The sequence below is a fragment of the Gordonia sp. LMA484 genome (genome assembly GCF_058129505.1).
The window spans coordinates 1,160,522-1,184,746 of record NZ_CM176700.1; the positions used below are offsets into that span (position 1 = coordinate 1,160,522).

Below are 24,225 nucleotides of genomic sequence, written 5' to 3' on the forward strand. Positions count from 1 at the left end.
GCGACTGCCTCCAGCGTTCACCGTCGCAGACACCCAGGCGGTCGATGTCTGACTCAATTCGCTCCATGCCGGTCGATCCCGGCTACGCCAGTCGCGTTGACCATGCTACCCAAGCCCCCGGCACGGGCGCGACTCGGCTGCCTGCCAGGGATCAAGGTCTCAGCTCAGAGATCGGCGGGCGACCAATCCGGTGCCGCGCGCAGCACGACCTTGGCCAGCAGGTCCGCCGCGCGGCGGACCCCCTCCAGCGAATTGACGAGCGCGTCTTCGTGCTCGATGTTGAGCGTGCCGTCGTAGCCGACGGAGCGAAGGTGGTAGACGAAGTCTGCCCAGAATGCCTCACCGTCGGGATGTCCGAGTCCCAACGTGACGTAGTTCCAGGCACGCTCACGTGGCTTGGTGATCGGGACGGTGTCGAGCAGCCCATCGGGACCGGCAGCCCATCGGTTGACGCGGATGTCCTTTGCATGAACGTGGAAGATCGAACTGCCCAAAGCCTGTATGACAGTCGGGATGTCGGCGCCCATCCATATCAGGTGCGATGGATCAAGGTTGGCTCCGACGACATCCGGGCCAGCAGCGTCGATGAGGCGCCGGAGGCCGGACACGTTGTGTACCAGTTGGCTTCCGCAGGCCTCGATCGCGAGTCGGACTCCGTGCGTGCGGGCGAACTCGGCGAGTTCACGCCAGTAAGGAATGGCCACCTGCTCCCACTGGTAGGTCAGGATGTCCAGGTTTTCGGGCGGCCACGCCGTGGTCACCCAGTTGGCCGTGCTGTCGCCGGGCGCGCCGCCGGGGAGTCCGGACATCAGGACGACCGTCGGTACGCCGAGTTCACCGGCGAGCACGATCGTGTCGTGAACCACCTGGTCGTGCTGTTTGCCGGTGGTCGGATGGAGCTGATTGCCGTTGGCGGTCAGTGCACTCAACTCCAGCCCTCGCGAGGTGATCGCGTCGGAGAACACGCGCCTTGCCTGCGCGGATGACGCGAGCGAGTCGAGGTCGGCGTGCGGTGCCTCCGACCAATTCCCGGTCGCGATTTCGACCGAGGACAGGTTGTGTTCAACCGCGACGTCGAGGGCGTCCTCGAAGGACAGGTGATTGACCGAGTCAGTGATCAGTCCGATGCGCATGATGGGTTCCGTTCCGAAGGGGCGTGAGGTGGGGCCTCAGCGCGGCTCGAGGCCGATGGCGCGATAGGCGTTGTCGAGGTACCGCATGTTCTCGACCGCGTCATCGAGGCCGATGGGCAGTGAGCCCCCGTTCTGCACCGCCGCGGCGAACGCCTCGAGCTGATAGGTGTATGTCGACCGGGTGCCGAGTCGCTCGACGGCGACCGTGCCCTGTTTCGCTGCCACGACGGTGAGCCGGTCGTCTCGGTTGGGTCCGAGATAGTCGTGCAGATACAGACTCCCGTCCTCGCCGACGATCCGCAGACTGAACACATACTCACCGGCGACCATCGACACGGCCTGGGTTCCGTTGGCGCCATTGGGATACCGCATGTCGAGGACGGCGGATTCATCGATCTGTGGGCCGCGTGACACCGCACGCCCACCCGAGATCTCCGGTGCGCCACCGCACCACCGGCCGAGCAGGCGCGAGACGTGCAGGGAGTAGCAGCCGAGATCCATCAGCGCGCCGCCCGCGAGCTCGTAGGACCACCGCGGGTCGTCGTCACCTGGTGAGGGCATCGCCATCACCACCTCGACATTGCGCACCGCACCGATCGTGCCGGCGTCGAGCAGTTCGATGGTGCGGGCCATCAGGGGGTGGAACAGATAGTGGAAGCCCTCGAGGATCGGCACCCCGGCCGTGCGAGCCGCGTCGGCCACTTCGCGCGCCTCGACCTCGTTGCGTGCGAACGGTTTCTCGGACAGCACGGGTTTGCCGGCGCGGACCGCGGCGAGGTTCCACGGACCGTGCAACGCGTTCGCCAGCGGGTTGTAGACGATGTCGACCTCGGGATCGGCGATCACGTCGTCGTAGGAGTCGAGGACCCGTTCGACGCCGTATTTGTCGGCGAACGCCGCGGCTCGGCCGCGGTCGCGCGCCGCGACCGCCACAAGACGGTGGCCGAGTGCCTGTGCGGGACCGACGATCGCCGACTCGGCGATGCGTGACGCACCCAGGATACCGATCCGCAACGGCTGCGCTTCGGCGCTCATACTCGAACCGGTCGCTCGGCGGCCTTGCGCAGGAACGACATCGAGACGGCGACATTGCCCGCGGCCGCATCACCGTCCGCCTCGTCAGCCAGGATCGTGTCCTGCTCGAGCACATACCAGCCGTCGAAGCCGGCGTCGACCAGAGTCGCCACGACGCGCCGGATCCGGGCCTCACCCGCACCGAGCGGAACGTACATGCCCTGGGCCACGGCCTCGGTGTAGGTGATCTCACCACGCTGGACCTGCTGGGCGAGTTCCAGTTTCACGTCCTTGAGGTGTGCGTGGGTGATCCGGTCGGTGAACGCCTCGGTGACCTCGAGGGGGTCGGTGCCACCGATCAGCAGGTGTCCGGTGTCGAGACACAGACCGATCGTCGAGTTCTCCAACACGCGGTAGACCTCGTCGCGCTTTTCGATCATGGTGCCGACATGCGGATGCAGCGCCGCGACGACCCCGCGCCGCTCGGCCAGCGCACCCAGTCGGTCGAGGTTGGCCAGCAGCGTCGACCACTGGTCCTCGGACAGATCGGGCCGGTCGTCGTAGCCGTCGACACCCGTCGCGGCTGCGAGCACGAGTACATCGCCGCCCGATGTCTCGAGCCGGTCGAGGACCTCGGTGACGGCGGGGGCCGGGTCATGATCGGCCTCGTGCAGCACAACCGGGACGAACGAGCCGACGCAGCGCAGATCGTAGGAGTCCAGGGTGTCGCGGAGTTCGGCCGGCGAGGTGGGCAGAAACCCCTCGGGTCCGGTTTCGGCGGCGGTGATGCCGAGTTCGCGCATCTCGCTCAGCACGCGCTCGGGGCTGAGCTGATATCCCCATCCCGGGACTTCGCACACGCCCCAGGAGATCGGGGCCGCGGCGATACGCAGGTCACTGGTGGTCATGGTGGTGGTCCTCACTGTCGATGTGGGGGTCGTCGCGGACGACCCGGGTGGACGTCGCTGGTGGAGAAATCACTGTGTGTGAACGAGTTCGGCACGGATGGCTTCGATGCGCACGGGCTGGTGGGTGGCGACCGACCGGGTGGCCGCCTCGGCGATCAGCGCGACCTCCAGTGCATCGTGCACTGTGCAGGGAGTCGAGATCGACTCCGTCGCCTCGGTTCCGCCGGCCACCGCTGTACAGAAGGCGGAGAGCTCGGCTCGATATGCATCGGCGAACCGGTCCATGAAGAAGCTGTGCCGATTGCCGTCCGGAAAGTCGCAGTCGGGCGCGAGATTTCGGACCGGGGTGCCGTCGTCCCAGCCGGCGACGACTGAGTCGGCGCTGCCGTGCACTTCCAGCCGACAATCGTATCCACGGCCGTTGTAGCGTGTCACCGACACCACACCGATGGTGCCCGATGCGAAGGTCAGCAGGATCGATGCGGTGTCGACGTCACCGAGGTCGGCGAAGATCGGATCACCCTGAGTGCCGCCGGTCGCGTATACCTCGACCACGTCGTCACCGAGAAGCCAACGGACCGTGTCGAAGTCGTGTACGGCACAATCCCGGAAGATCCCGCCTGACGCGGCGATGTAGCTCGATGGCGGGGGCGCCGGGTCGAGTGTGGTGGACCGGACCGTGGTGATGAAGCCGAGGTCACCGGAGGCGACGGCGGCGCGCGCCGCGGCCATCGCCGGATCGAAGCGCCGGTTGTAGCCGATCTGAACCGGCACGCCGGAGTCGCCGACGCGCCGGACGACCTCGGCGGAGTCGGCCACCGACAATGCGATCGGCTTTTCACACAATGTGGGAATCCCTGCGGCGACGGCCTTCTCGATGAGCTCGGCGTGCGTGGGTGTGGCACTGGCGATGACCACGCCGTCGACCCCGGCGCCGAGCAACGCGTCGGCATCGGTCACCGCGCGGGCCGACGTCAGCCGTGCGGTGGTCGCATCGACCGCTGCGGCGACGGCGTCGGTGACCACGAGCTCGTCGACCATCGGCAGGGCGGCGAGCGTGTCGGCGTGGAATGCGCCGATCCGTCCGAGTCCGATGACCCCGATCGTCAGTCCCATCAGTCGAATCCTCCCATCACGATCTGATCCCAGTCGATCACCGATCCGGTGACCACCCCGCTGCGATCCGACAGCAGGAACACGACGAAATCGGCGATCTCGTCGGGCTGACCGAGTTTGCCCATCGGCAGCGAGGCATTGGCCTGCTCGACCCAGGTGTCATCGGCGCCGTGGAAGCGCTTCTGCACATCGGCCTCACCGTCGGTCTCGCTCCAGCCGATGTTGAGTCCGTTGATCCGGACTCGATCCCACCGGTGGGCGTGCGCCGCGTTCTTCGTCAGACCGACAAGGCCGGCCTTCGTCGCCGAGTAGGGCGCGAGATAGGGCTGTCCACCGTACGACGACATCGTGATGATGTTGACGATGCTGCCCGATGCCTTGCGCCCGATCATGTCTTTCACCGCGGCCTGCATGGTGAAGAACGGGGCCCGTAGGTTGATCGCGACATGGCTGTCGAACAGGTCCGGTGTGGTGTCGAGAAGTGAACCGCGAGAGGTGGTCCCGGCCGAGTTGACGAGGCAGTCGATCCGGCCGAACTCGGTCACGGTCGTGGCCACCGTGTTGGCCGCGGCTGTCGGGTCGGACAGGTCGGCCTCGATGAACACGACCGGTTGACGAACGTCGAACTCCGCGGCCAGGCGTTTGCCCTTCTCGGTGTTGCGTCCGCTGAACGCGACCCGGGCGCCGGCGTCGGCCGCGGCGCGCACGATCGCCGCACCCAGGCCCTGGGTCCCACCGCTGACCAGTACGACCTTGTCGGCCAATGCCTGCCCGAACATCTCGTGTCGGTTGTCGGTCACGGGATGTGCCGTGCGTCGAGTGCGGACAGTTCGGCGTCCAAGCGGGCCGTGTCGAAGTCGTCGGTGATCGCGCGGGCCAGCAACTCGGCCTGCGATTCCCCGGTCAGGCCGCTGATCGGCTGGTCGAGGTCCAGGTTGCTCGGGAAGGCATAGCCTTCGGCGGCGGCCGCGATGACGTTGGCGACGCCGCGCGCGTCGCCGTCGGCGGCGAGTCGACGCAGCGCCGGATAGATGTTGCGCGTGATGGCCGACCGGTCGACCGCATCCATTGCGCGGCCGAATGCCGAGGAGACCTGCAGCAGGTTGGCCATGCGCTTGATGCCGGCCGAGGTGTTGTGGCCCGCGGCGTGGAACAGCGCGGGATTGAAGAACACCGCGTCGCCGGCCGACAGTGGCAACTGCACGTAGTTGTTCGCGAAGTACTCCCGGAACTCGGGCAGGTTGAACGCCAGGTAGCCCGGCTCGTAGGTCTGCGAGAAGGGCAGATACATCGTGGGGCCGGATTCGATCGGCATGTCCACATGCGCGACGGCACCCTGCAGGGTGAGCATCGGCGACAGGCGATGGATGTGCGCCCGGAACCGCGCTGCGGTGTCGGTGGTCATGAACCCGAGGTGGTAGTCACGGTGCGGGTTCTGTGCCTCGCCGCCGGGATTGACGACGTTGATGGCCGAGGTCACCTGATACCAGGGGCCGAGCCAGGCCTGGCTGATCAGGGCGAGCACGTCGTTGGAGTAGTAGCGGGTGAACAGATCCGGATCGGCCTCGGCGAACTTCTGCAGGGCGTTCCAGATGCGATCGTTGGCGCCGGGCTTGGCGAAATGATCCCCGTTGGCGGTACCGGCGGCACGCTGATCCTCGATGATCCGACTGAACAACCTGGTGGACTCGCTGAGTCCGTGGCGGTCGTCGAAGGCTCCGGCGAAGACGACGATGCCGGGCCCGTTGAGCAGCGCGTCGGCCAGTTCGTCGGCGAGGGTCTCACGGGCGTCGCCGGTCAGCGACGTCACGGCCGCCGCGTCGTAGAAGAGGACGCCGTGTTCGGTGCTCTGGGCGTGCGGATAGTCGGCGAGGTCGGTGCTGCGTCGGGTCGCAGCGACGAAATCGTCGAGGTTGCATTCGCTCTCGGTGATCCGATCGGCGCGAGAAATCGCGCTCCGGGAGGGAATCGCGGCGGTCGGGACGGCGCTGCGCAGGGTCATGTGCGTGCGCTCCTCTCGGGATCAATGTCGTTTCGTGGGTCGAGATCGGGCCCTCGGCGATTCCGCCGTGATCACGTCCACCAGAATGACAAGATCTTATTGTCCGAACAAGAGCAGATTTCCATCAAGAATCCATCAGGGGTGGTCTGTGCCACATCGATATCCTGTTCGCGAGATCGCACGGCAGGCCGGCGTCAGTGAGGCCACGGTCGACCGAGTGCTGCACGGCCGGCCCGGCGTCCGTGAGGGCACGGTTCGGCAGGTCGAGCAGGCCATCGCCGACCTCGACCGCCAGCGGACGCAGTTGCGGCTGTCCGGGCGACGTTTCCTCATCGACCTGGTCATGGAGACCCCGCGACGGTTCTCGGATCTGGTGCGTGATGCGTTGGAGCAGGAGATGCCGGGTCTGCGCCCCGCGGTGATGCGGGCCCGCTACCACCTGCGCGAGACGTGGGACGTCGACGAACTGGTGGCCGAACTCGATACGATCTGCCGTCACGGCAGTCACGCCGTGGTGCTCAAGGCCCCCGACAGCCCCGAGATCGCGGCCGCGATCGGGCGGCTCACGGCGGCGCGCATCCCGGTGATAACGCTGGTCACCGATGTGCCGATGAGTACCCGCATCGCCTATGTGGGCATGGACAACCGCGCCGCCGGCGCCACCGCCGCCTACCTCATGTGCCAGTGGTTGAGACACGTGTCCGCCGATGTGCTGGTGATGACGAGCAGCGAGATGTTCCGCGGCGAAGAGGAACGCGAGATGGGTTTCCGTGCGGTGATGCGCAGCGCGGACCCGCGACGTCGGATCATCGAGGTGTCGGGATCCGACGGTCTCGACGCCACCAGTCGAACCCTCGCCGGCCGCGCACTGGCGGATCACCCCGGCATCGCGGCGGTCTATTCGATCGGTGGGGGGAACACCGGAATCGTCGCGGCGTTCGCCGCGGCCGACCGCACGTGTGAGGTGTTCGTCGGCCACGATCTCGGTGATGCCAACCGCGACCTGCTGCGCAGCGGACATCTGACCGCGGTGCTGCACCACGACCTCCGAGCCGACATGCGGCAGGTCGCACAGACAGTGATGGGGTTCCACGGGGCGCTGCCGGGAGATCAACGTCCGCGGGTGTCCGGGATTCACATCATCACGCCGTACAACCTGCCGGACGTGTGAACCGCTCCGAGGTGTGGGGTTCGCGATCGGCCGCGGTGTCGCGGCGCCGCTTGTGACACACCACTAGAGTGAGGCGGCCAAGATCGCTCCGGGGAGAAGAGGTCGTTGAGATGAGTGCGGCGCACGATGACCGGGACTCGCCCGAGGACGCGAACGTCCCCGATGCGACGGCGGGACTGAGGCCGAGCACCACGGCAGAACTGCACCCGGACCGTGCCGAGGGGTTGCAGTACCTGAAGCTGATCGGACTCGGTGCCGCCATCGGCATCCCGGCGGCTCTTCTCGCCTGGGGTTTTCTCGGCCTGGTCCATTGGTTGGAGGATCTGCTGTGGACCGATCTGCCCGAGGCGCTGGGCGCCAGCGCCCCACCGTGGTACCTGGTGATCGGGTTGCCGGTGGTCGGTGCGGTGATCGTGGCGCTGGCGACCGCGTTGTTGCCCGGCGGGGGTGGGCATTCGCCGCTGGACGGGGTCAGTGTGTCGCCCACGCCCTGGCAGTACGCCCCGGGGATCGCACTGGCGGCCATCGGCACGTTGGCGTTCGGCGCGATTCTCGGTCCGGAGGGGCCGTTGATCGCGCTCGGCTCGGCCGTCGGAGTCGCGGTCGTGCCGTTCGCGCGGGTCTCGGAACAAGGCAAACGGGTGCTCGCCACGGCCGGATCGTTCTCTGCGGTGTCGGCACTGTTCGGTGGGCCCCTGGTCGCCGGTCTGCTGCTCCTCGAGGCCGGACTGGCGACCGGGGCGGCGTTGCTCCCGGCCCTGCTGCCGGGCCTGATGGCGGCCGCCATCGGATATGTGGTGTTCATCGGCCTCGGTGACTGGGGCGGCCTCGGCACGATGTCGATGGCGGTGCCCGAGATGCCCGACTATCAGGGCACGCGCATCCTGGACCTGCTGCTGGCCGTGGTCGTCGGGGTGGTGGCGAGCCTGATCATGTTTCAGGTCAAGAAGGCGGGCACGATGATCGATCGGGCGGCGTCGATCGACCGGCGCCGTCGCTACGGCTTGCTGGTCGTCGGCGGTCTCGCGGTCGGGGTACTGGCGATGATCGCGCGATGGCTCGGTGCCGACTCCGATGACATCCTGTTCTCCGGCCAGAACGCTGTGCCCGCCGTGCTCGCCGAGACCGGCGTCGGCGTGGTGCTGGTGATCATCGTCGCGAAAGCGATCGGGTACGCCATCTGCCTGGGCTGCGGTTTCCGCGGTGGACCGGTGTTTCCGGCGATCTTCATCGGAGTCGGGGTCGCATCCATCGGGTGTCTGCTGTTCGGCTGTTCGATCACGTGGGCGCTCGCGGTCGGTGCCGCGGCCGGGATGACGGCGGGCACCGGGTTCGTGTTCAGTGCGCTGCTGTTCAGCATGCTGCTGACCGGCTCGGTCGGCGTCGACGCGGTGCCGGCCGCGGTGCTGGGCGTGATCGCCGCCTGGCTGACGACCGCTGCGCTCTCTCGCCGACGAGACACCGCCGGATCTGCCGCCGAGACCGTGACCTGACCTGACCTGACCTGACCTGACCTGACGGCCGACTCGGTGGCAGTCGACTGCATCACGTAGTGCTGGCAGATGTGATCTTTGTTATGACATAATGACAGGATGTCGGCACAGGCCTTACAGATTCCGGTCGAGCTCGATCGGTCCACGCCGGTCCCGCTCTATCATCAGCTCGCTCAGGCCATCGAGGCCGCGATCGTACGGGGCGACCTCACGCCCGGTGACCGTCTCGAGAACGAACTCGACATGGCGGGCCGTTTGAAGTTGTCGCGGCCGACCATTCGCCAGGCCATCCAGGAACTCGTCGACAAGGGTGTCGTCGTCCGCAAGCGCGGGGTCGGGACGCAGGTGGTGCAGAGTCCCGTGCATCGCTCGGTGGAGTTGACCAGCTTGTACGACGACCTGTCGACTGCCGGCATGCATCCCAGCACTCAGCTGCTCGAGTATCGGATCGGCGTGCCCGACGAGGAGCTGCGCACCGAACTCGCACTGCCGGTCGGGGCCGAGGCCGTCACCGTCAAGCGCCTTCGCTCCGCCGGCGGAGAACCGTTGGCGTTGATGATCAATCATCTCCCCGCCGAGATCTGCCCGCCCGCCGGCGAACTGGAGAACGGCGGTCTTTACAAGGGACTGCGCGGTCGGGGGGTGCACATCCGCCTCGCGCGACAGCGGATCGGCGCGAAGTCGGCGGATGAGGAGGAGGCCGCGTTGCTCGGGGACTCCGTCGGTGCGCCGCTGCTCACGATGCAGCGCACCGCATTCGACGACGCGGGCCGCGTCGTCGAGGTGGGTCAGCACGCTTACCGCGCGGACCGGTACTTCTTCGAGACCACCGTCGTCGACCGTTGAGGTAGCGGAACGGCGCGACAAAGCGTCAGACCTCGCCGACAGAACCCCGATTGCCGCCGAGAGAACCCGAAATTCCGCCGACAGAACCCGGATGGTCGGCGACAGAACCCGGATGGTCGCCGAGAGAACCCGAAATTCCGCCGACAGAACCCGGATGGTCGGCGAGAGAACCCGAACCGCCCGCGGGTGAGCCCTGCGGCGCGAGAAGAGCGCTGTGTACTTCGTAGATCGGCAGGTTCTGCCTGCCAGATTTTCGGTTCTGTCGACAAGAAAAAGGGTTCTGTCGGTGAGACTTTGGGTTCTGTCGGCAAGGAGTAGGGTTCTGTCGGCGAAATCTCGGGTTCTGTCGGCAAGGAGTGGGGTTCTGTCGGCGGATTATCGGGTTCTGTCGGGCTGAGGGTCGTTGTCGTCGCGAGGGGAGTCGGCGGGCTCCGGTCCGCTCGACGTGACGGCGACCAGCAGGGCGCGCACCGCCATCGCGCGACGATACGAGTTTCCGTCCAGTTGATCGAGTGCGCACTCTGGATCGGCCGGCGGGCCGAGGTGGGTACAGCCGCGGGGACAGTCCTCGATCGCGTCGCGCAGGTCGTCGAAGGCGTCGACGATGTCGTCGGGTCCCACGTGTGCCAGACCGAACGAACGGATTCCCGGTGTGTCGATCACCCACCCCAGCCGATCTCCGGCACCGGGCAACGGCAGCGCCACCGACTGCGTGGATGTGTGGCGGCCCTTGCCGACACCGGAGACCACGCCGGTCGCCCGATCGGCATCGGGCACAAGGCGATTCACCAGTGTGGACTTACCGACCCCGGAGTGGCCGATGAAGGCGGTGATGTGCCCCGCGAGCATCGAGGACACCGCGTCGATCGGATCGGCTCGGCCCGCGAGCACGATGGGGAGTTCGAGGTCGGCGAACGCCCGGGTGAACTCCTCGGGATCGGCGAGATCGGACTTGGTGAGGCACAGGATCGGGGTCAGCCCGCCCACATATGCGGCGGCCAGGGTTCGCTCGACGAACCCGGTCCGTGGCGGGGGATCGGCCAGCGCGGTCACGATCAGCAACTGGTCGGCGTTGGCCACGACGATCCGCTCGTACGGGTCGGTGTCATCGGCGGTGCGGCGCAGGACCGTCGTCCGCTCGGCCACCTTCACGATGCGCGCCAGGGTGTCCGGGCGGCCGGACAGGTCGCCGACGACGGCCACCTCATCGCCGACGACGACCGGTGTGCGCCCGAGTTCGCGGGCACGCATCGCCACCACGTGCCGTTCCGGGTCGCCACCCAGGACACAGCCCCACCGCCCGCGGTCGACGGAGACGACCATGCCCTCGACGGCGTCGTCATGGCTGGGCCTCTGTTTGGTACGTGGCCGGCTGCCCTTGCCAGGACGTATCCGGACGTCGGACTCGTCATAGCTCGAGGCGCGGCGGCTCACGTCAGAGGTGACCGATCATCTTCTGCCACATGCCCGGGAAGTCCGGCAGCGTCTTGGCCGTGGTCTCCACATCGTCGACGGTGACCCCCTGGACGACCAGACCGATGATGGCACCGGCCGTGGCCATCCGATGATCGGCGTAGGACTCCCACACCGCACCGTGGAGCGGGGCGGGATTGATGCGCAGCCCGTCCTCGGTCTCGGTGCACTCGCCGCCGAGTCGGTTGATCTCGGTCGAGAGCGCGGCCAGCCGATCGGTCTCGTGACCACGGAGATGGGCGATGCCGGACAGGACCGACTCACCGTCGGCGAGCGCACACAGCGCCGCGACGGTCGGCGTCAGCTCCCCGACGTCACGCAGGTCGATGCTCACCCCACGCAGCCGCGCCGGTCCACGGACCGTCAACGCCGAGTCGGCGCGCTCGATGTCACACCCCATCTCGGACAGGATCTCGACGATCTGGGCACCAGGCTGGGTGGTGGTCGCCGGCCAGCGGGGCACGGTGACCGCCCCACCCGTGACCGCGGCGGCAGCGAGGAACGCCGAGGCGTTGGACAGGTCGGGTTCGATCTCCCAGTCGATGGCACCGATCGGTCCCGGCGCCACCCGCCACGTGTCGGCATCGGGACGTTCGACGACCACGCCGGCGGTGGCCAGCATCTCGACCGTCATGTCGATGTGCGGCATCGACGGCACCGGGGCGCCGACGTGCCGCACGGTGACCCCGGTGTCGAACCGGGCGGCCGACAGGAGCAGACCGGAGACGAACTGGGATGACGCGGACGCGTCGATGGTGACCTCCCCGCCGCGGGCCGATCCGGTGCCGTCGACGGTGAAGGGCAGGCGGTCCCCGCTGACCTTGACCCCGAGCCCGCGCAGGGCGTCGAGGATCGTGGCCAGCGGGCGGGTGCGGGCCTGGTCATCGCCGTCGAACGCCACGGATCCGGTGGCGAAGGCCCCGACCGGAGGCAGGAACCGCATGACCGTCCCGGCAAGGCCGCAGTAGACGTCGGCCTCGTGCATGGGTCGCGGGACGACATCAATGGTCGTCGCGTCGTCCGGGTCGACATGCACGCCGACACCGAGACCGCTGAGTCCACTCAACATCAGGTTCGTATCGCGGCTGCGCAGCGCGCCGCGGACGGTGGACGGGCCGTCGGCGAGGGCGGCGAGAATGAAGGCGCGATTCGTGATCGACTTGGAGCCGGGCAACTCGACGGTCGCCTCCACCGGCGACGTCACGGTGGGCGCGCTCCAGATACTCATGCGATCCAGTTTGGCATGCCGCCGGCGCTGGTCATCTTCTCGAGGGGGTCAGCGGGTGTCCCGCCGAAGCGGGTGATCGGCCGGGATCTCGACGACGATGACGGTGCGGTCGTCGGGATCGGCGACGTGCATCTCGATCAGTCCCCACGATTCGGTGCGTGCCTCGCGAACGATGGGGACGTCGGCGGCACGCAGCTCACGCTCGGTGTCGGCCATGTCGCGGACCTGCAGCCACAGGGCGGCGTCGGCGCCACCGCCTGCCGTCACGTCGCCGCTCATGTGCGCCGGGATCTCGATCAGTCCGTTGCCCGCGTGGAACACCACGCCGCCCGGATATTCACGCGCGACGGCCAGTCGCAGGCGGTGACGGTAGAAATGTTGCAGCCGCTCGGGATCTGCGGAACGCAACAGGACCCTGCTACCGAGAACCTCCACGTCTATTGGCCCTCGGTCGACCCATCGGTGCCGCCGAGCGCGTGCCCCCGGTTCAGGTCGTTGCCGTGGCGGGCGGCCTCATAGATGGCCCGCTCGCGGGCGATCCGATCGGTCTCACCGATCGGCTTCGCGTCGCCGAAGGCGAACGCGGAGTCGTGTTCGTACTCGTGCGGCTTGTCGGGGTCGTCGTCGGAGAGGGCGTCGGCCGGGTGGTGATCGTGGTGAGGGCGCTCGGACATGCACCAACGATAAACCGCCGTCGCCGACTTCACGGCGTGCTGCGCGACACAGATGACCGATCCGGGCGCAGCACCGCCAGCACGGCCAGGGCCCCTGAGCGGGTGGCGGCCGCTTTGAGTTCGGTGGCGCGGCGCTCGGCATCGTCGTCGCGGCGGGCCTCGGCCAGCAGATATCGGGCGAGACGTGCCTCGTGCTGACCGAGCCCGGGACCTGTGGTGAGCGCCTCGGCGACGCATTCCTCGGCGCGGTCGAGTTCCCCGTTGGCGATGTCGATCATGGCCAGACGCGACAGCGCCCACGACCGGAAGAGGTCGAGGTGTGCACTGGCCTGCAGCGATGCGGTGAAGGCGGCGTGGGCCGCGGCCAGATCGCCGCGGGTCTGGTGGGCGATGCCGAGAGCACGGTTGGCCGTCGCGGTCCATCCCCGGTGACCGATCTGCCGGGCGATGCGCAGGGCCTCGCGGGCATCGGCCAGTGCGTCGTCGACGTGTCCGAGAGCCGCCGACGCCTCGCTGCGGTGCCAGAGCGCGTAGGTGATGCCTTCCTGGTGGCCCAGGGTGCGCGCAAGGTCGACGGCGATGTCGGTCTCGGCATGACCTTCGCCGGGTCGGGCGGCGAAGACGAGGGCGTGCCCATGCGTGGATCGAGGGGTGATCACGCGCAGGAGGTCCCCCGAATCGGTGAACAGGTCGGCGGCCCGGGCGAGGAGTTCGCCGCCCCGCTCGATCTCGCCATCGAGGAAGGTGGCCATGGCACGTGCGTCGAGTACCCGTGCGACTCCCGCCGCATCACCGAGTTCGGTGTAGTTCCGGATCGCCTCCTCGGCGCGCTCGGCAGCACGATCCGCGCGATCGAGGTTCATGTCGAGCACCGAACCCACCTCGAGTGCGCGGGCTCGCGCCCCGGGGTCCGCGCCGGCACGCACGATGGCCATCTCGCACAGGTCGGCGGCTCGCACCATGTCGTCGGAGCCGGACGCGACCATCGCGAGCTCGGCCAGCACGACGGCTTGGCGTGGCCCGGGCAACGCGGAGTTCAGTGCGGCACCGAAGTCGGCCCGCGCGCCGGTGAGGTCTCCCACCCGGGCTCGGGCCAGCGCCCGCACCTCGTGGAGGGCGGCGACGGTGACCGCGGGACCCGATCCGCCGATCGCGAGTCCCGAGCCGGCCAGGGAGATCGCCTCGTCGTGGGCGAACGCGTCCAGCGCGGAGCGGGAGGCGATGACATAGGCCTGCGCAGCCCGTCGGCCTTCCCCGGCGAGGTGCCAGTGACGGGCTGCGCTCGCGGCGTCTGCCGACTCGTCGGTCGCCGCAGCGGCCAGCGCGTGCAGACGGGCGCGGCGGGCCGGGTCGAGCCGCTGCTCGCCGACATCGCTGATCATGTCGTGCGCGGTGGCCCACCCCTGCTCGCCGAGGCGGACCAGGTCGGCGTGCGCGAGGCGGGTCAGTGCATCGAGGACCTCCGCCGGCTCTGCGTCGAGCACGCGGGCCAACTCACGTGCCGGCGTCTCGTGACGCAGGATCGCCAGCAGGTCGATCACATCGGCGGCCGGTCCGGTGATCGCGTCGAGACGGCGGCCGAGGTTGTCCTGCTGGGAGGACCGCGCGACCTCGCGTAGCGCGGCATGGTCGGCAACCGTGGCGTGCCACCTGCCCTGGCGGTCGAAGTCGACCATTCCGGCGCCGACGAGCCTGCGCAACGCCTCCGCGATGGCGATCGGGGAGTGGTCCGTGTGTTCGAGCAGCGTCTCGCTCACCGCAGGGTCGGCGATGAGGTCCCGCACGGCGGGGCCGTCGAGCCCGCCCAACGTGATTCGCACATCGGGATCGAGAGCCGTGAGTCCGGCATGACGACTCGTCTCGGGATAGACCTCGTCGGTCCGGTAGGCCAGCACCCACGAAGGTCGCGGTGATCGGCGGATCGCCGCGGCCACCGCCGACAGGCTGCTCTCGTCTGACCATTGCAGATCGTCGATCACGACGACCGTCATGTGGCTTTCGGCGATGAGTCGGGCCAGAACCTCGATCACCAACGCCCGCATGGACTCAGCGTCGGCATGAACGTCGACGGCGGGTACCAGATCGGGAACCAGCGCCGTCAGTGCACCGCGGAGCGGGCCCGTCACCTCGTCGACGAGGCCGGGGTCGCCCGACAGGATCTCCCGGATGAGGGCCGCGGCCATACTCCAGATGTCATCGCGCTGGGCGGCGAAGCACCGGACGATGGCGGCGTCGTCGTGTGCGCGCAGCTCGGCGAGGAGACGGGACTTGCCGGTGCCGGATCGACCGGCGACGGTGATCACCGATCCGGGTGATGCTGTCGCCGAACGTAACCGGTCGAGCTCGGCTCCGCGGCCGACGAACCGCAGCGGGGGCATCGTCGGCGTGCGGGTCGTCGGCGTGCGGGTCATCGGCGACGGACTCGCTTGTGTCCGCGGTGCGCCGCTGTGCAGAAGGCCCTCGAATTCCGTCACGGTGGCAGGTGACGGGTCGACGCCGAGTTCCTCGGCGAGATCCCGGCGGAAGCGGTCGTAGAGTGTGAGCGCACGGCGGGGGTCGCCATGTGCTGCGAACGATCGCATCGCCAGCACCACCGAGTTCTCCCTCAGCGGCGCGGCGGCCAGTGCGGTCGTCGCCCACTCGACGGCCTGTCCGGTGTCGCGTTCGGCGAGGGCTGCGTCGATTCCGCGTTCGAGTGCCTCGATCCGATACTGCGTCAACATGTCTCGGTATCCGGTCGCCCAGTCGTCGTACCGATCCTCGCTCAGCGGCTCGCCCGACCAGAGTTCCAACGCAGCGTCGCAGGTGGTCAGGGCGTCATGGCCGTCGACGGTGCGCGAGGCGGTCACCAGCGTGACGAACTCGTCGGTGTCGAGGCGATACCGGTTCTCCGCCAATCCGATCCGATACCCCGAATCGTGGGACACGATCAGGTCGCGCAGCCCCACCGCATGACGGGCCCGGGTGACCAGCACGGCCAGATTCGCCGCGGGATCCCGCGGCGTCCGCGCCGGCCACAGCATGCCGGTGAGCGTGTCGATGCTGACGTGCTCGTGCTTGCGGGTCAGCATGATTCGCAGCAATTGGCGGACCTTGCGGCCGCCGAAGGCGGGGGCGGGGACCTCGAGGCCGTCCACGAGTACCACGAAGCGACCGAAGAGGCGGAACTCGACAGCCACCGCGGCAGGTCGGACGCCGGTCATCGCTCGATGATCCGCTCGCCGCAAGGAAACCGCAAGGTCGGACTCCTAGCGTCGAATCGACCCCATCACGGGGCGAGAACCACTCGGTGCCGAGCCGGAACCGAGGCCACCCGATCCGGAGGAATCATGACCGCCACACAACAGCACACCGAACACCGGGACTTCGCCGAGCCCGACGAGGTCCGCACCTTCGAGCACGGGATGATGGAACTGCTCAATGTCGGCGGTTCCGACATCGGCCGACTCGTCCTGCAACCGGGATGGCGCTGGTCGAACGACGTGAAGCCGCTCGCCGGGACCGACCTCTGCGAGGCGCCGCATTTCCAGTATCACGTGTCCGGCACGTTGCACGTCCAGATGGCCGACGGCACCGAGTTCGACGCGACGCCGGGGCAGTTCACGTCGCTGCCGTCCGGACACGACGCCTGGGTCGTCGGTGACGAAGCGGTCGTCGTGGTCGACTTCTATGGCGCCAGCAACTACGCGAAAGAGGCAGGCGCATGATGACTTCGAGCACCGTTCACACCGACGCCCTCGCTGTGGTGGACGCGTTCAACGCCGCCTTCGGGCGCGGCGACATCGACGCGGTGATGGCGGCGATGACCGAGGACTGTGTCTTCGAGTCCACCGCGCCGCCAGCGGGCAGACGGTACGAAGGTCAAGTCGAGGTGCGTCAGGCGTGGATCGACTTCTTCGCCACGACAACCGATCCGGTCTTCGAGGTGGAGGAGAGTCTGGTCGCCGGTGACCGGGTGGTGGTCCGCTGGCGATTCACCTGGGGAGGTGATCACCCCGGCGCCGTGCGCGGCGTCGACCTGTTCACCATCGTCGACAGCAAGGTCGCGGAGAAGCTCGCCTACGTCAAAGGGTGAGGTCAAAGGGTGAGGTCAAAGGGTGAGGTGGCGCTCGCACTCGGAAGGCGCCGGTGAGGATCGCGCGGTCGTGTCAGGAGCCTCGCCGCGAGAACCCGCCGCCGGTGTGCTGGTCCCAGTCGTCGAACAAGCGTGTCACCTTGGGGTCGCCGAGGCTCTTGATCCAGTCGCACAGATCCTTGGGCGCCGCCGGATTGGTGACGATGAACGGGTGCAGGCCCTCATCGTGCTCGGCGAGGTAGCGCAGGGTCTCCGGTGGAGTGTCCGGATCGGCGGCCGCCAGTGCGTCACGCGGATCGAACGCGGCGGCCCGCATGGCGTCGGCGCTGGACAGGCCGAGTCCGTTCTTGGTGACCACCTCGATCTCGCCGGTGTTGTGGTAGTCGACCGGATCCGGTGAGGTGCTCTTGGTGTTCAACAGCAGGTTGAGCACGATGGCGGTCAGTGCGCCGGCGCTGATGCCGGAGTGGAAGATCGTCTGGAACCAGTCGGGGAACTGGTGGTACATGTCCAGCGAGACGTTGACGGGGCTGTCGCCCAGCGAGCGGTCGGTGTAGTAGATCTTCGCTTCGGTCAGCATCGCGACGCCGACCGAGATGGCCACCACGAGCACATTGGTGTTGCTGAACTTGACCTTGGTCAGCGTGCGGACGCCGCTGGCGGCGACCATGCCGAACAGGGCCACACCCGCGCCGCCGAGCACCGGCTGCGGGATGCCCTCGACGATTGCGCCCATCTTGGGTAGCAATCCGAGGACGACGAGGATGATGCCGGCACACGTCGCGACGTGCCGGGTACGGACACCGGTGATCGCGACCAGCCCGACGTTCTGCGCGAACGCGGTGTAGGGGAACGTGTTGAACACGCCACCGAGGACCGTGCCCAGACCGTCGGCGCGCATGCCGTCGGCGAGTTTCTGCGGGGTGATCTTCTTGTCGACGATCTCCCCGACGGCGACGATGTCACCGGTGGTCTCGGTCATGATCACGAGACCGACGATCACCATCGAGATGATCGAGCTGACCTCGAAGGTCGGAAATCCGAACTGGAAGGGCTGCGGGATCGCGACCCAGGGGTTCTCGCCGACGGCGTCCCAGTTGGTCATGCCGAATGGGATGGATACGAGCGTGCCGATGACGAGGCCGATCAGCACGGAGACACGTTTGATGGAGTCCGGGGCGAAACGCTCGAGTGCGATGATCACCGCGAGTGTGAAGAACCCGAAGGCGATCGCCTTCGGTTCGCCGAAGTCCTCGCCCGTCGCGGTGCCGCCGCCGAACCAGCCTGCAGCCACCCGCATCAACGAGACGCCGATGATGAGGATGATGGTGCCGGTGACCAGGGGCGGGAAGAATCTGATGAGCTTGCCGACGATGGGCGCGGCCGCGATCATGAACACACCGCAGGCGATCACCGACCCGTAGATCGAGGTGATGCCGTGTGACGTGCCGATGGTGATCATCGGTCCGACCGCCGCGAAGGTGACGCCCTGCATGAGCGGGAGCCGTACCCCGAACCGCCAGAACCCGACGGCCTGCATGATCGTCGCGATACCGGCGACGAACAGGTCGGCCATGATCAGGTGGACGATGTCGCCCTGCTCGAGCTGTCCGGCGCTGACCATCGCACCGCCGACGATGAGCGGCACCGCGACCGCACCGGCGTACATCGCGAGGACATGTTGGATGCCCAGGGGCAACAGCTTGGCCAGTGGCGGTATCTCGTCCACCGGGTGAGGTGTGGTCTTGCCGTGTCTGATCGTGTCGAGAACCGCCATATGCAGTGTCTACGAGTCGGACGTTTCGGACACGACGCAGCCGTGTCACGGCCGTGTTTCCACCTTGAAAATGTCCGCGGGCGAGCGGCGAAGGGGCGCGGGGCAGAATGGTCCGATGGCCACCCGCAAACGCAGTGCCGGGCTCCTGCTGTTCCGTCGTCGCGCCGACGTCGTCGAGGTTCTCATCGCCCATCCCGGCGGTCCGCTGTGGGCCCGCAAGGACGACGGCGCCTGGTCGATCCCGAAGGGTCTTCTCGAACCCGACGAACAGCCGGAGGCGACGGCCCGACGTGAATTCGCCGAAGAGATCGGCAGTCCGGCACCCGACGGTCCGGTGCTCGATCTCGGCGACGTCACCCAGGCGAGTGGGAAGACGGTGACCGGATTTGCGATCGAGGGTGACCTGGACACCTCGACTGTCGTCAGCAACACCTTCGAGATGGTGTGGCCGCCTCGATCCGGAAAGATGCAGAGCTTCCCCGAGATCGACCGCGCCGCGTGGGTCGACCCCGAGACCGCGCGCGTGAAACTCAATCCGGCGCAGGCCGAGTTCGTCGATCGTCTGCTGTCCGAGCTCGATGGCCAGGATTGAGCGCGACAACTTTCCCTGCCGTCACCTGCTTCGGCGACGTAGGGGAACCGGCTGAGCAGGCCTAGAGTTGGGGGAGTGGGTGAGCCCGGTGGAGACCCTCTCGCGGCGGCCGCTCTGGCGGCGGCGGCGGGTGACTGGGCCACGGCCCGGACCGGTTTCGCGGCCGTGGTCGAACGCGATCCGAGCGGGGAGGCGCTCGCCGGCCTGGGCGACGCACAATGGTGGCTGGGGGAGACCGAGGCCGCGGTGCGACATCAGGAGCAGGCCTATGCCGCCTTCCGCCACCGGGGCGACGACGTGCAGAGCGTCGTGGTGGCGGTGGCTCTCTACCTCGTCCAACGAGTGAGTCTGGGCAACGTTGCCGCCGCACGAGGATGGCTCGCCCGGGCGAAACGGCTGGTCGAGGAGTGCGATCTCGCTCCGCTGAGGGGCTGGGTGAGCCTGATCCGTGCGCATGACAGCGCCGATCCGGCAGCCGCCGAGGCGCTGGCCATCGATGCGCGCAAGTGTGCCACGGGATTGGGCGACAGCGATCTCGAGCTCTGTGCGATCAGCCAACTCGGCGCGGTTCTCGTCCGAACCGGCCGGCAGTCCGAGGGGACGGCGCTCCTCGATGAAGCGATGGCGGCCGGGCTGGCGGGGGAGGCGAAACGTCCACACACCGTTGTCTACGTCGGCTGCAATCTGGTCAGCGCGTGTGCCGAGACCGCACAGGTCGAACACCTCGTCGAGTGGGTGCATGCCGCGGACACCTTCAGCCGGCGATTCGGCGGATTCCACCTGCACACCACGTGCCGGACATCCTTGGGGATCGCGCTGTTCGCGGCGGGCGACTTCGCCGGTGCCGAGCACGAATTACGCGAGGCGTTGCGTGTCGGGGCGGCGGCAGAGCCTGCGGTCTACGCCGAGGCGGCGGCCCGGCTGGCGGAGCTTCGGCTGGTGCAGGGCAGACCCGATGAGGCCGCCGGTTTGCTCGACGGGTTGGAGGCGTACGTCACCAGCAGCTACCCGCTGGCGATGCTCGCCATCACGCGTGGAGACCCGGTCTCGGCCCGGCGCCTGGCATTTCGGCGCGCCCGGGAATTGCAGGGTGCTCTCGATGACGGGGCCGAGGACCGGCGTGATTCGTATCGCCCAGGTCTCGGGCCCTGCGTGGAAGCGGCACTGGTCTGGGAGCTGCTCGCGACGGTGGGCTGTGACGACGAGACCGTGGTGGAACACCTGTGCGGCCTCGCCGATGAGACCGATTGCGAGCAACTGCGTGCGAGGGCGTTGCGAGCGGCAGGAAGGATGCATGGCGACATCCGCGAACTCGAACAGGCTCTCAGCATGTTCGGTCGCCTGCGACTCCCGCTCGAGGCCGCCCGGACCCGACTCCGACTTTCCTGGGTACTCGACGGAGACGACGCCGTCGACGAGGCCCGTGCCGCTCTCGCTGCCTTCGAAGGGCTCGGTGCCGGACATGATGCCGACGAAGCGGCCGCCCGCCTACGCCAGCTGGGCGTCCGGGCCGCGCGCGGTGGACCGGCACATCTCGGCGAGCTGACCCAGCGTGAGCGCGAGGTGTTGACCCTACTGGGCCAGGGGCTGTCCAACCGGGAGCTCGCCGACCGACTCTTCCTCTCGCGCAAGACGGTCGAACGGCACGTACGCAATGTCCTGTTCAAGCTGGGGCTGCGCAATCGTGCCGAAGCCGCGGCCTACGTCGTCCGACACGAGGACGCGATCCGCTCCGGGAATTGAGGGTTTTCACCGATGCCGGATCGCTCGGCTGGTCGGACGCTGGACACCAGCACCAGGTTCCCGACCAAGGAGGGCGTCATGTCCACCACCGCCGACAGGCTCATCCACGCGCTCGCACACAGGCTGCACGGCGACATCGTCGAACCCGGGGATCCGGTCTATGACGCGGTCAGAGAGATCGACAACCACGTGCAGGACCGACACCCGGCCGCGGTGGTCCGCTGTGCCGACGCGGCTGATGTCGCCACCACGGTTCGATGCGCCGTCGCCGACGGTATCCCGTTGGCCGTCCGCGCGGGCGGACACAGCGCACCCGAACACAGCTCCGTCGACGGCGGGCTGGTGGTGGACCTGCGTGCCATCGATCACGTACGGGTGGATCCGGAACGCGGCATCGTCGCGATCGGCGGCGGGGCCCGTGCGGGTCAGGTGGACGCGGCCACCCATCGACACGGGTTGGCTACGACCACCGCCACGGTGTCCACCGTGGGACTCGCAGGCTTCACGCTGAGCGGAGGCATCAGCCACCTCACCCGCAAATACGGTCTGGCCGTGGACAACCTGGTCGGCGCGGACGTGGTGCTCGCCGACGGTTCGATGGTCACGGCGGGGCCCGGCGGGGACGACGACCTGCTGTGGGCGTTGCGTGGCGGAGGCGGAAACGTCGGGGTGGTCACCGAATTGCGGATGCGCGCGCACCCGGTGTCGATGGTGACCGGGGGACCCATGATGTTCCCGCTGGAGCACACCGAACGCCTCGTGCGGCTGTTCCGTGACTGGATCGCACAACAGCCTGACGACATCTACGCCTATCTTGCGCTCCTCACCCTGCCGCCGGACGAGACCATGCCCGAGGAGTTGCGCCTGCAGCCGGTGTGCGCGCTGATGTGGTGCAACACCGCTGAGGCGGATCGTTCTGATGCCGCACTGGCGCCATTTCGTGCCGAGAGCCCGCTGCTCGACGGTGTCGGGAGAATGCCCTATCCGGTCCTGCAGTCCATGTTCGACGGTGGTGCGGCCGCAGGCCGGTACGGCCACCTGACCGGACTGTTGTTCGAGGATCTCCCGGACGCGGCGGCAGCCAGGTTCGCCGAGTTCGGCGGCGCGACACCCACACCTTTGTGCATGACACATCTCTATCCGCTCGACGGTGCGGCTGCCCGCGCGGACCGGACCGACACCGCATGGCCATGGCGCGAGGCGGCGTTCGCGCAGATGTTCGCCGGACTCGCTCCCGTCGACGGCCTTCAGAATGCGATCGCGGGGTGGGCGAACGACTTCCGCGATGCCCTGCGTCCTTACTCGCTACCCGGCTGCTACGCGAACTTCGTGATGGACGAGGGTCCGGACGTCGCTCGCGCCTGTTACGGGACCAACGCGCAGCGCCTTGCCGAACTCAAGGCCCGCTATGACCCGGACAACGTCTTCCGGCGCAACCAGAACATCCTGCCTGCGGTGCTCCCGCCGGGAGACTCGACGAGACACTAGCTTCGTGCGATCCAGGTGGTCTTGAGCCCGGTGAACTTGTCGATCGCGTGCACCGAGAGATCCGATCCGAACCCCGATGCGCCGAATCCGCCGAAGGGGGTACCCGGCGACAACGCGTCGACGGTGTTGATCGACACCGTGCCCGCGTGTAATGCATCCGACATCCGCAGTGCCCTGTCGAGATCCGCGGTCCACGTCGATGCCGCCAGGCCGTACGGGGTGTCGTTGGCCAACCGGACGGCCTCCTCTTCGGTGTCGAAGGGAATCACGACGAGAACGGGTCCGAAGATCTCCTCGGTCACCGCGGGGGAGTCGAGGGGCAGGTCGACGATGACGGTCGGCTCCATGAAGCAGCCGGAGTCTCCGATCGAGTTACCGCCGAGCACGATTCGCCCGCTTTCGCGTGCACGGTCGACGGCGCTCAGCACCTGGTCGAGTTGCTTGCGCGACACCATGGCGCCGGCGACCGAGGCGTGGTCGAGCGGGTCGCCCGGACGATAGGCGGCGGCGTGGTCGATCACCTTCGCCACGAAGTCGTCGAGGATCTCGCGCTGCACCAGGAGCCTGCTGTTGGCCGAGCAGACCTCACCCTGGTTGCCGAAGATGCCGAAGCAGGCCATCTCGGCGGCACGGTCGAGGTCGGCGCAGTCGGCGAACACGATATTCGGGCTCTTGCCGCCGCATTCGAGCCACACCTGCTTCATGTTCGACTCGGCGCTGTAGGCCAAGAACTTCTTGCCGACCTCGCTGGAACCGGTGAAGGTGAGGCAATTCACGTCGGGGTGCAGGCCGAGGGCACGTCCCGCGGTGGCGCCGAGGCCGGTGACGACGTTCAACACGCCCGGTGGGATCCCGGCGTCGATCGCGATCTGTGCCATCCGCAGCGCGGACAGGGGTGATTCCTCTGCCGGCTTGAGCACTACCGTGTTACCTGCTGCCAAGGCGGGGGCCAGCTTCCAGGCGGCGATGTCGAGCGGGAAGTTCCAGGGAACCACGGCGCCGACGACGCCCAGCGGAACCCGCCGCACCAGCGCGACACTGCCGTCCGCGGTGGGCGGGAGCTCGCCGGGCAGCTTGTCGATGACCTCGCCGTAATATCGGAAAACTGCTGCGGCACCGGGGACTTCGACCGCAATCGAATCCCGGATGGGCTTGCCCATCTCGAGGGTCACGAGCAACGCCAGTTCCTCGGCGTGCTCCATCAACAGATCCGCGAACCGGTTGAGGATCGCGCCGCGTTCGCTTGCCGACAGTCTCGACCATCGGCCGTCGTCGAATGCCTTGCGTGCTGCCGAAACCGCCGCTTCGACGTCGGCGACGTCGCCGGCCGCAACCGCGGCGAGCACCTCGCCGGTGGCCGGATTGACGACGTCGAAGGTGTCGCCCGACTCCGCGGGTACCTGTCGGCCGTCGATGAAGGCGGCCGTGGGGAACTTGATCGCGGCGGTGCGTGCATGCCAGTCGATCGAGGTGAGGTCAGACATGGTGATGG

General features: G+C 67.9%; 21 protein-coding genes and 1 riboswitch. Of the genes, 8 read left to right on the top strand and 13 right to left on the bottom strand.

The features are described from left to right. Nucleotides 1-24: 24 nt before the first annotated feature. A riboswitch (ZMP/ZTP riboswitch) is annotated at nt 25-103 on the bottom strand. Between the two features lie 61 nt (nt 104-164). The 6 genes from AC4AMJ_RS04830 to AC4AMJ_RS04855 all read right to left on the bottom strand — a co-directional run bounded on the left by AC4AMJ_RS04830 (nt 165) and on the right by AC4AMJ_RS04855 (nt 6,173). Further along, on the bottom strand, nt 165-1,133 hold the full coding sequence (locus AC4AMJ_RS04830; RefSeq protein ID WP_489917398.1) for a sugar phosphate isomerase/epimerase family protein: 969 nt from the start codon (nt 1,131-1,133) through the stop codon (nt 165-167). 36 nt (nt 1,134-1,169) lie between these two features. After that, entirely contained in the window at nt 1,170-2,168 is a 999-nt protein-coding gene (locus AC4AMJ_RS04835; protein ID WP_489917399.1) for a Gfo/Idh/MocA family protein, read from the bottom strand. Continuing rightward, nucleotides 2,165-3,055: a sugar phosphate isomerase/epimerase family protein gene (locus AC4AMJ_RS04840; protein ID WP_489896699.1), complete on the bottom strand. Its 891-nt coding sequence runs from the start codon at nt 3,053-3,055 to the stop codon at nt 2,165-2,167. Before AC4AMJ_RS04840 ends, AC4AMJ_RS04835 begins: the two co-directional genes overlap by 4 nt. A 69-nt stretch (nt 3,056-3,124) precedes the next feature. After that, nucleotides 3,125-4,171, bottom strand: a complete 1,047-nt coding sequence (locus AC4AMJ_RS04845; RefSeq protein ID WP_489917400.1) for a Gfo/Idh/MocA family protein — start codon at nt 4,169-4,171, stop codon at nt 3,125-3,127. Beyond that, a complete protein-coding gene (locus AC4AMJ_RS04850; protein WP_489918374.1) occupies nt 4,171-4,950 on the bottom strand; it encodes an SDR family oxidoreductase in 780 nt (259 codons plus the stop codon). Before AC4AMJ_RS04850 ends, AC4AMJ_RS04845 begins: the two co-directional genes overlap by 1 nt. A 17-nt stretch (nt 4,951-4,967) precedes the next feature. Next, the gene (locus AC4AMJ_RS04855; RefSeq protein ID WP_489917401.1) at nt 4,968-6,173 is read right to left on the bottom strand and encodes a phytanoyl-CoA dioxygenase family protein; all 1,206 of its coding nucleotides are present in this window, start codon (nt 6,171-6,173) and stop codon (nt 4,968-4,970) included. A 148-nt stretch (nt 6,174-6,321) separates the two neighbouring features. Here AC4AMJ_RS04855 and AC4AMJ_RS04860 point away from each other — a divergent pair, with 148 nt between their 5' ends. The 3 genes from AC4AMJ_RS04860 to AC4AMJ_RS04870 all read left to right on the top strand — a co-directional run bounded on the left by AC4AMJ_RS04860 (nt 6,322) and on the right by AC4AMJ_RS04870 (nt 9,683). Continuing rightward, nucleotides 6,322-7,344 (top strand): LacI family DNA-binding transcriptional regulator, encoded by a 1,023-nt coding sequence (locus AC4AMJ_RS04860; RefSeq protein WP_489917402.1) that lies wholly within the window; start codon nt 6,322-6,324, stop codon nt 7,342-7,344. Nucleotides 7,345-7,454: 110 nt separating this feature from the next. Continuing rightward, nucleotides 7,455-8,837, top strand: coding sequence for a chloride channel protein (locus AC4AMJ_RS04865; protein WP_489896695.1), 1,383 nt, complete (start codon nt 7,455-7,457; stop codon nt 8,835-8,837). Between the two features lie 99 nt (nt 8,838-8,936). After that, nucleotides 8,937-9,683, top strand: coding sequence for a GntR family transcriptional regulator (locus AC4AMJ_RS04870; protein ID WP_489896694.1), 747 nt, complete (start codon nt 8,937-8,939; stop codon nt 9,681-9,683). 375 nt (nt 9,684-10,058) lie between these two features. Here the strand turns inward: AC4AMJ_RS04870 and rsgA are convergent, their stop codons facing one another. From rsgA to AC4AMJ_RS04895, 5 genes are read right to left on the bottom strand one after another with little or no spacing between them, the layout of a single operon-like run. Next, entirely contained in the window at nt 10,059-11,117 is a 1,059-nt protein-coding gene (gene rsgA, locus AC4AMJ_RS04875) for a ribosome small subunit-dependent GTPase A (RefSeq protein ID WP_489917403.1), read from the bottom strand. A 1-nt stretch (nt 11,118) separates the two neighbouring features. Further along, complete coding sequence (aroA, locus tag AC4AMJ_RS04880; RefSeq protein ID WP_489896692.1) at nt 11,119-12,384, bottom strand: 3-phosphoshikimate 1-carboxyvinyltransferase; 1,266 nt, start codon at nt 12,382-12,384, stop codon at nt 11,119-11,121. 48 nt (nt 12,385-12,432) lie between these two features. After that, nucleotides 12,433-12,819, bottom strand: a complete 387-nt coding sequence (locus AC4AMJ_RS04885) for a VOC family protein (RefSeq protein ID WP_489896691.1) — start codon at nt 12,817-12,819, stop codon at nt 12,433-12,435. A 2-nt stretch (nt 12,820-12,821) separates the two neighbouring features. Then, nucleotides 12,822-13,058, bottom strand: a complete 237-nt coding sequence (locus AC4AMJ_RS04890) for a hypothetical protein (RefSeq protein ID WP_489896690.1) — start codon at nt 13,056-13,058, stop codon at nt 12,822-12,824. A gap of 29 nt (nt 13,059-13,087) precedes the next feature. Further along, on the bottom strand, nt 13,088-16,261 hold the full coding sequence (locus tag AC4AMJ_RS04895; RefSeq protein WP_489917404.1) for an ATP-binding protein: 3,174 nt from the start codon (nt 16,259-16,261) through the stop codon (nt 13,088-13,090). 126 nt (nt 16,262-16,387) lie between these two features. On the opposite strand from AC4AMJ_RS04895, the gene AC4AMJ_RS04900 reads away from it, so the two are divergent. Both AC4AMJ_RS04900 and AC4AMJ_RS04905 read left to right on the top strand, forming a co-directional pair. After that, on the top strand, nt 16,388-16,765 hold the full coding sequence (locus AC4AMJ_RS04900) for a cupin domain-containing protein (protein ID WP_489896688.1): 378 nt from the start codon (nt 16,388-16,390) through the stop codon (nt 16,763-16,765). After that, the gene (locus AC4AMJ_RS04905; RefSeq protein ID WP_489896687.1) at nt 16,762-17,133 is read left to right on the top strand and encodes a nuclear transport factor 2 family protein; all 372 of its coding nucleotides are present in this window, start codon (nt 16,762-16,764) and stop codon (nt 17,131-17,133) included. Before AC4AMJ_RS04900 ends, AC4AMJ_RS04905 begins: the two co-directional genes overlap by 4 nt. Before the next feature lie 73 nt (nt 17,134-17,206). On the opposite strand, the gene AC4AMJ_RS04910 is transcribed toward AC4AMJ_RS04905, so the two are convergent. Further along, the gene (locus AC4AMJ_RS04910) at nt 17,207-18,910 is read right to left on the bottom strand and encodes a nucleobase:cation symporter-2 family protein (RefSeq protein WP_489917405.1); all 1,704 of its coding nucleotides are present in this window, start codon (nt 18,908-18,910) and stop codon (nt 17,207-17,209) included. 115 nt (nt 18,911-19,025) lie between these two features. Between AC4AMJ_RS04910 and AC4AMJ_RS04915 the strand changes: the two genes are divergently transcribed. The 3 genes from AC4AMJ_RS04915 to AC4AMJ_RS04925 all read left to right on the top strand — a co-directional run bounded on the left by AC4AMJ_RS04915 (nt 19,026) and on the right by AC4AMJ_RS04925 (nt 22,733). Beyond that, on the top strand, nt 19,026-19,502 hold the full coding sequence (locus AC4AMJ_RS04915) for an NUDIX hydrolase (RefSeq protein ID WP_489917406.1): 477 nt from the start codon (nt 19,026-19,028) through the stop codon (nt 19,500-19,502). Nucleotides 19,503-19,577: 75 nt separating this feature from the next. Further along, on the top strand, nt 19,578-21,245 hold the full coding sequence (locus AC4AMJ_RS04920; protein WP_489917407.1) for a response regulator transcription factor: 1,668 nt from the start codon (nt 19,578-19,580) through the stop codon (nt 21,243-21,245). A 78-nt stretch (nt 21,246-21,323) separates the two neighbouring features. Beyond that, nucleotides 21,324-22,733, top strand: coding sequence for an FAD-binding oxidoreductase (locus AC4AMJ_RS04925; protein WP_489917408.1), 1,410 nt, complete (start codon nt 21,324-21,326; stop codon nt 22,731-22,733). On the opposite strand, the gene AC4AMJ_RS04930 is transcribed toward AC4AMJ_RS04925, so the two are convergent. Continuing rightward, nucleotides 22,730-24,217 (bottom strand): aldehyde dehydrogenase, encoded by a 1,488-nt coding sequence (locus AC4AMJ_RS04930; RefSeq protein ID WP_489917409.1) that lies wholly within the window; start codon nt 24,215-24,217, stop codon nt 22,730-22,732. The genes AC4AMJ_RS04925 and AC4AMJ_RS04930 overlap by 4 nt on opposite strands. Between the last annotated feature and the right edge of the window lie 8 nt (nt 24,218-24,225).